4 protein-coding genes are annotated in these 7,965 nt (G+C 56.1%); 3 read left to right on the forward strand and 1 reads right to left on the reverse strand.

The genetic code is table 11. The features are described from left to right. Positions 1-80: 80 nt before the first annotated feature. The 3 genes from JW953_16185 (at position 81) to JW953_16195 (ending at position 6,377) form a co-directional block, all read left to right on the forward strand. Entirely contained in the window at positions 81-434 is a 354-nt protein-coding gene (locus JW953_16185) for a hypothetical protein (protein ID MBN1994237.1), read from the forward strand. Between the two features lie 33 nt (positions 435-467). Next, the gene (locus tag JW953_16190; GenBank protein MBN1994238.1) at positions 468-5,003 is read left to right on the forward strand and encodes a hypothetical protein; all 4,536 of its coding nucleotides are present in this window, start codon (positions 468-470) and stop codon (positions 5,001-5,003) included. A gap of 357 nt (positions 5,004-5,360) precedes the next feature. Then, entirely contained in the window at positions 5,361-6,377 is a 1,017-nt protein-coding gene (locus tag JW953_16195; GenBank protein ID MBN1994239.1) for a nitrogen fixation protein NifH, read from the forward strand. 101 nt (positions 6,378-6,478) lie between these two features. Here the strand turns inward: JW953_16195 and JW953_16200 are convergent, their stop codons facing one another. Further along, positions 6,479-7,798, reverse strand: a complete 1,320-nt coding sequence (locus JW953_16200; GenBank protein ID MBN1994240.1) for an aminotransferase class IV — start codon at positions 7,796-7,798, stop codon at positions 6,479-6,481. Positions 7,799-7,965: the final 167 nt, after the last annotated feature.

Below are 7,965 nucleotides of genomic sequence, written 5' to 3' on the forward strand. Positions count from 1 at the left end.
TGAACAATTTCAAACTAATAATGAGACCTGACCATACTCCAACTGTCTGGAATATAGATAAATGTTAAAAGTGTTAGTCAATGAGCATAACCAACACCATCGTCGCCAGCTACACCACCGGCATCCAGCAGGCCGGCGGCGCGGTGACCTCGGATTACAACCTGTTCTACAACGCGCCGACCAGCGTCGTCACCGGCAGCCACAGCCTCAGCGGCACCAACCCGCTGTTCCTCGATCCGGCGGGCGACGACTATCACCTGTCCACCGCCAGCCCGGCAATTGATCACGGTCAGGACGTGGGGGTGACCACCGACCTGGACGGCAACTCGCGGCCAGTCGGCGCTGGTTTCGACATCGGCGCGTATGAATATCAGTCGGCCTCTGGCAGTGCACAGGATATCTATCTGCCGCTGATCTTCAAGAACAGCAAATAGTTGGTTCAGGTTAACTTTTAGGAGGGATATCCGATGAAACACCTCGTAATTCTGATAACTTTATTAGCACTGTTGGTTCAGCCTGCTCTGGGACTCATCCCGGTCGCGCAGGCGCAGGGGCCGATTGGAGAGGGTGAGCCGGAACCCGGCGGGATGCCCGGCTACCCGACCCCGGCCAAGCCAATTCCCCACCACGAGCCGGGCCACCTGTCGCGGGCCGGGAGTTACCGCACCCAGGTAGTCCGCGAAAACGAGTTAGGGGCGCAGGAGCTCGTCGAGATCAGCGGCGTGGACGCCATGGCCGCAGATGGTCTCGACCCACTGGCGGGGAATTATGGTCTGGTCAACAGGGATCAGGTTCTGTTTAGTTCCTATGATAATTTCAGCAGCTTTGCCCTGCAAACCTTCAACTACATCTCGCCCACGCTCAGTGTCATCCCTGGCAGCCAGACCTCAATCGGCAACTTTCCCGCGAACGATATCACCGCAGGCGATCTCAACGGGGACGGTCAGGCCGAGCAGATTGCCGCCTGGATCGGCGCGGACAATTATGTTTACCTGTCCGTCGGGGAACTGAACGGTTCGCTCGGCAAAAGCACCTCCGCTCCGGCGGCCGTCGCGCGCAGCAGTGGGCAGATTGACCTGGTCGTGCGCGGCTATGATCAGGCTCTCTGGTATTGTAGCTATGATATTGCCGGCGGCAATTGTTTGGATTGGAGCAACGCAGCCGGCGGCCTGCTGGCGTCTGGCCCGGCCATCACTTCACGAGGGCCGGACGAGTTGGATGTGTTTGCGATTGGCACCGACAACGAGATCTACCGCGTTCACTGGGCCTCTGGGCTATGGGGTGACTGGCAGCAAGTGAATGGTGGCGGGAGTGGGCCGATGCCGCAGCGACTCGTACCCATGCCCGAATTACCCGCTCCGGCTGTCGTGGCCCGTGGCGCTGGACTTGACCTGTTCCGGGTCGGCCCGGACAATACCTTGCGCTGGCTCCATTCCGACGACGGCAGTACCTGGGAAGAGGCAGTGAACCTGGGCGGCATGCTTGCCTCCGGGGCGGGCGTGGTCTCTTGGGACGCCAACCACATGCAGGTATTTGCCCGCGGCGTGGATGAGGCCCTGTGGTATCTCACCTATGACGGCCATTGGGACATGGGGCCTGACGGCAGCTACCAGTGGCAACGGGTGAGCCTGGCGGGCATGGACGAAGGCGTCACAATCACCTCCGCCCCAACCGCAGTTTCGCCAGCGCCGGGCCAGATTGTGGTCTATGCGCGTGGTTCAGACCAACAGTTGTGGCAAATCGAGTACAGCGGGGGGAGCTGGGGCAGTTGGAGTTCCGGGGGCGGACCGATCGCCTCTGGGATGGGGGGCGCAGTGTCGAGTGGACACACAGACCTGTTTGCCCAAAAGGCAGATGGCAGCCTGCAGACCAAGAGCAACGGAACGGGCTGGACCGATCTGGGCGGTTTGACGGCCTGTTGTTTTGAATATAGAACGGATTTCCAGACTACGATTACTATCGATCCCACCTGGAATGTTAACCTGATGGTGGATGTTGAGACAGGTCATTTTTCGGGAGATGGACGGGAGCAGATTGTGTTGGCCTATCAACACTCTAACCTTTTCGAAATATTTGTGTACGATACGCTATATGGCTTTCAACCGATTCGGGTCGGTAGAACCGGGGCCATTGTGGGGAACCATTTCAGAATCACGATTGGAGATTTTGATAAAGAGCAAGCAGGAGATGAAATCGGGGTTGTCTATCTCCCCGATCAATACCGCTATGGCGTTAACGTCTATGCGGTCACCCCGGGTGAGCCTTGGGTGATCACCTGGACAGATTCAACAGATGGATTTATCTATCCAGGGGAGTCTGGTCTTGAGTTTGCCTCAACGCTCAACATAGCTTCGGGCGACTTTGATGGGGATGCGGAAGACGAGATCGTGACTTATTCAGACTGGGTGCGTCCTTGTAGCGGAGGGCTTGAATATGAAGTTCACGCTTATCTACTCGATCGCGAGGTTTCAAGCCGCCGGGGTTGGTTTTATGAACTAGGAGGCTGCACCTGGTTTGGGACAGTTACCGAAAAAGACTTGACAGGCATCGCCTTGGCTGCTGGTGATGTAGACGGGGACGGTGTGGACGAGCTCGTCTTTACCCTGCCCCGCGCCTTGGGTCAGGATATTGAGCCGGGGTTACGGTGGCCTAGCATGGAACGCAACCTGTATGTAGCGGAATATAACAGTTCGAGCAGCCCAAAGCCCTTTCCAACCCCAGCCGGGGTGTACGCCATACCAAGCTATCGCGATCGCACCTTTCTTGATCGGTTGGCCGTGGGCGATCTTGACCGGGATATGAAGGAGGAGATTGTATTTTATGACTCTGAGTCGGAGGCATACTGGGGCGGAACTCTCAGGGTGATCGAATTCGACCCGGCAACAGGCTTAAGGGTCGTAGGCTGGGGGACGGTGAGTCCTTTCAGTCCATCTGTAAGATCTCCCAACCTGACCACGGGCGCCGTCACCGGCGAAAGTATTCGCGTCGGCCCGCCTAGTTACCGGGTGCAGAACCGGGTTGACACCCTAGTGGCCCTGCTCAACATGCCGCCCAAACACCGGGATTTGGTCAAGGACGCCGAGGGGAATTACCAGCTCATCGAGAGCCCGGAAGGCGAGTGCAATCCCTCACCCGATAGCCCGGATTGTACCCATGCCAAATACGCCGCGTTAGATTTTACGTCATCAGAGCAGACCATTCAAACCGTCCATGCCTATGAAATTTCGGCAGGTATGGAAGCAGAGGCATGTGCCGGGGGCGGCGTTGCAGGTATTGCCGAGGTAAAGGCGTGCGCCAGAACCAGCATTAACGCGACCCACGGGGGCAACTTTGAAAAGAGCACGGAAGCAATTCAATCTATCGGTTTCCGGCGCAAAGTCATCGCCGCCAACGACGACAAGGTGGTCTATTTTGGCACGCCCTACGGCGTGTGGGAATATCCGGTGCTATCAGGTTCCGCGGGAGAGCCATCTGAAGACGTATTCATCACCGTGGCCTTCCCCTTGATTTCCGTTACCCAGTATCCTGATACGTCCGGGGGTTACTATAGCGGCACCTGTGATGAAACGTGGTATGCCGCCGGCCACCAACCCAACAATGTCTGGTCTTATGACCCGATTGGCGACGTGACCTTTGCGGATTACGACCCCGGCTATGAACTTACTTATGATGCCATTGAGGGTGATTGGGCCGAGGGTGAGATAACGTACGAAAAACTACAGAGCGCCTTTAGCAGTGTGTCTTTTCAACATTCCATTAGCGCCAGGGCCGAAGTAGAAGTGTCGGGCGAGGCTCAACTAAAGGTGGTCAATGTGAGCGGTAGTTTTAAGGCTCACGTTCAGGGTGACTATTCCAATACGCATTTGGAGACAGATAGGCTGACCACCAGCCAAGACACTACCTTCAGTTATTTCTTTGCGCCCCAGCCAGATAGCAGTAAGTTCACCACCCGGGTCCTCTTTTACCGGGCCAGGGATAACTACCAGGTGCTGAACTACCAGGCCGAACCGGGTCGGGCGGCCAGTTGGCGGTTATACAACAAGCCTGATCCAGCTTTCATTCTGCCCTGGTACGGCTTCCCGAATCCCGCCAATCCCCAGGTGCCGCCCTGTGGGGAGGACCAAAAACTCTTCTCCCCTAACATCGTCATTAGCCCATCCCACGCCAACCTGGGCGAGACGGTGACCATCTCGGCCACCATCCGTAACTTTAGCGGCGAACCGGCCAGAAATGTGGACGTCCGCTTTTACCAGGGAGACCCGGTCAACAACATTGTTATTGGCCAAAGAACAATACCACTCTTATCCAGAGAAAGCGGACCAAAAGAGGTCTCGCTCACTTGGGCTGCGGCCGGGGTGGGGCAGCAAAAGATCTATGCCGTCATTGATCCCTTTGACACCATCCCGGAGATGCATGATGAGGCTGACTTGATCAATAACAATCTGGCCTATGGCCTTGTCCAGCTCGCCGCTACCAATTTTGCGGATATGAGTTTGGTGGCAGAACAACCACCCTATGATGCCATTGCCTACGCGCTGGGAGATCCCAGGCCAACTGTGTCCCTCTATGTGCCCCGCGCCAGTCTGGATGCCGTAGCTCGTTTTGAGGTGGGTAGTACAGAAATCGAACTGCCCGTCGAGGGTAGAGTTTTTGAGGTAGCCGCTTATCAGGGTTCAAAGTACAAGCTGTGGAGTGATCCCATAGCCAACTTCAACCTAAAACCAGGGGCCGGCGATCCTCCGGCAGTAATTATCATCGCCTACACCCAGGCTGATATCAGCGCCCTAGACGAAAACAGCCTCAAGTTGTATCGGTTGGTTGGAACCAATTGGACAGAGGCAACCTGCCCCGGCTACCAAATCTATCGCTTCCCGGAGGAAAATCTTATTGCCGTACCAATTTGCCAGACCGGCGTCTTTGCCTTCTCGGATAAAACCCCACCCTCGCCGGTGGGTGAAACGGGGCCTGTTTACCTACCGCTAATTATTAAGGACAGCGAATGATCGCAGCCCCCAAATTCGCCAAAAAAGCTGTGTTTCTGGTGGGGAAAAGGCCTTCAAAGTGTAAATGGCGGATCAAGTTGAGAGCCGGACACACTCTGTGGCCCGGCAAATGGTGTGGCTGCTTTGTCTACAAGCTGTTTCCACATTGTCGAATTCGGCATTTAGTGATAACCTGTAAGCATACTTAACGTCAACGTGGTCTTGCCGTTCAAAAACCAAGCCACTATGGCCTTGACTTGACGCCAACAGCTGCGCTTCAACTGGGGTGTAGTCTTGCGTGGAGGCTTGGTTTTGGGTGAAATGCGCCTTGCGGGCAGGTTATACCGGGCGTTGACTTGCTGCAAATAGCAGGAGGAAATGATGACCTGGCAACATCAATTAAAGGGCGATTCCCTATCTTGGTTGTTAGAGCGTGATGCGCCGGGTGTTCGTTACCTGGCCCTCCGGGACCTGCTGGATCACCCGCCGGATCATCAGGAACTGCGCGCCGCGCAAAAAGCTGCCTGCGCTGAAGGCCCCATCGCCGCTATTCTGGCCGAGATGAATGAAGGCGGCTACTGGGTCAAACCTGGTCCGGGTTACAATCCAAAATATAAAGCGACCGCCTGGTCAATGATCGCGTTAAGTCAATTAGGCGCTTCCGTGGAGATGGACGAGCGCATTGCTACTGCCTGCGCCTACCTTTTGGCCCATGCCCTCACCGAGAACGGCCAGTTCACCATGACCGGCGCTCCTTCGGGCACCATTGATTGTCTCCAGGGCAATCTTTGCGCCGCCCTGCTTGATTTGGGGTATGAGGACCAGAGATTGGAAACAGCTTTGACCTGGCTGGCCCGGAGTGTTATGGGTGAAGGGGTGGCCCCGGTGACCGATCAGCAGGCCGCTGTTCGGTACTATGCCGGGAATTGTGGCCCCGGATTTGCCTGTGGTTACAACGGTGGGCAGCCCTGCGCCTGGGGCGCAATCAAGGCGATGTTGGCCTTTGGTAAATTACCCGCCAAACGCTGCCCCCCTCTCATTGAAAGGGCCATCGAAACAGGCGTGGAATTTCTTTTCAGCACCGACCCGGCTTTAGCCGCTTACCCGACCAGAACCGATGAAAAACCCAGCCGCAATTGGTGGAAGTTTGGCTTCCCGGTGTTTTATATTACCGATTTGTTACAAAATGTGGAAGTGTTGGCGCAGTTAGGTTTTGGCCATGACCCTCGCTTGAGCCATGCCCTGGATTTGATCCGCGCGAAACAAGATGATCAGGGGCGTTGGCCCTTGGAATACAGTTATGCTGGCAAAACTTGGGGCGATTTTGGCGCAAAAGACCGGCCCAATAAATGGGTAACCCTCCGCGCCTTGCGCGTATTGAAACAGGTTTCATAGAAATTAATCGGGCCGGCTTAAGGTTGCCTTGATGATGACGAAGGAACGACGAATGATGAATGGCCAACGACCAAATTTCGTCGTTGGTCGTTGGTCGTTATTTAACGAGGGGCGCCTTCCTCCCACAGAGCCTCGCGCCACCCGCGCACCGAGTTTATCAGGTAGATACGCTCACTCCGTTTAAGGTTCTCTAGCGTAATAACCGCTTCTCCTATCTTTTTCTGGTCAAGCAGCCAGGCCCGAAATGTGCCGGCCAGCAGCCCGCATTGAACCGGCGGCGTGAGCAGTTTTCCCTGTAACTGCACCACCACATTGGCAATGCACGACTCCGTAATTTCACCTCGTTCATTCCACAGTAGCACCTCGTCGCAATCCGGGCAGGCGGCGCGGGCGGCCTCATAGACTTGGCGGTGGGTGGTTTTGTGATATAGGAAGGGGTTGGCGGAAGCGATAGGCGTGGGAGCTAACCTGAATCGTACAGCCTGGGTAGTGGTTTCGGCCAGGGGGGTGGCTTGACCGGTAACATCGCCATTTTGAGCCGCCAGCAGGCGGACCCTGTGCGGTTTGGGCGGCATAGAGGCGGCCAGGGTTTTGAGTTTTTCTTGAATTTGGTCCGGGTCAAGGGGTGTCAGGCGGCGCAAGAGACTGCCGTCGTGGCAATGGGTTTCGATCACGGTCAGGTTTTGCAGGCGTTTGATCAGTTGGCGGGTGGTGAGGTGGAGACCTTGCTGTCGAGTCTGGCGTTCCAGGAGGGTGTAGGCTAACAGGGCCAGCATGTTGAGCATCAACATGGAAGCGATGCGTTGGTCTTGGTGGAGGTAGAGGGGGGAAACCTGCAAGTCGCTTTTGCAAATGTGGAAGCGTTTTTCGACGCCGTCCTTGTCGCGGTAGAGTTGGAACATGCGCTGATGAGACAGGGTCCAATCGTTGCTGACCAGCAGATAGCGGCCATCTTTCTGTTCGGCTTGCCACAGGGGGAAGGTGTCAATCTGCCAGCGCAGGTCGAGTTGACCGGCAGGGGTTTGATAGGCGGTGGCCGACATCAGCCGGCCCACTTTGGAGGCTTTCAGGCGGGCATTGGCCCGTCGTTGCACGGCTTTGACGGTGCGCAGGCGGGGTTGGCCAATCTGGGCTTTGACCTGACTTAACTCTTGGCTGAGGGCTTGCAAGCGGGTATGACGGGTGTGGCGTAACTGATCCCGGATGGGGCCGGCCAGCACCACCAGCCCTTTGTGCTTGGCCGTCTGCCCGTTGTGCTTGAAGGTGACGGCGCATCCCCGGCCCCAGTATTGGGGGGAGGGGCCCGATACCAGCGGGAAAGCCAAGAATTGTTCCTCCGGCCATTGGGTCAAGAGGGCTTTGTGCTCGGTATGCAGGCAGCGCAACCCGGCCAGATAACGGAGATGGTGTTGGTCGTACATCAGGGCGATCTCATCACTGAGGATTCAGGATTAAATAAGTTGTGCAACGGGAATGGCCCGGTAATTCCACTGGGGTAAGAACTTAAATTTAGAATAAAAAATAGGCGGTCTGCGAGTTGCGCAGAACCGCCCTTGGGTAGAGAATTTGGCTATGAACAGACAAACAA

The sequence above is a fragment of the Anaerolineae bacterium genome (assembly GCA_016931895.1).
Classification (GTDB): Bacteria; Chloroflexota; Anaerolineae; order 4572-78; family J111; genus JAFGNV01.

Excerpts from the sequence above, each read along its gene's own strand:
- JW953_16185 (MBN1994237.1), top strand. The coding sequence starts at position 81 with ATGAGCATAACCAACACCATCGTCGCCAGCTACACCACCGGCATCCAG.
- JW953_16190 (MBN1994238.1), top strand. The coding sequence starts at position 468 with ATGAAACACCTCGTAATTCTGATAACTTTATTAGCACTGTTGGTTCAG.
- JW953_16195 (MBN1994239.1), top strand. The coding sequence starts at position 5,361 with ATGATGACCTGGCAACATCAATTAAAGGGCGATTCCCTATCTTGGTTG.
- JW953_16200 (MBN1994240.1), bottom strand. The coding sequence starts at position 7,798 with ATGTACGACCAACACCATCTCCGTTATCTGGCCGGGTTGCGCTGCCTG.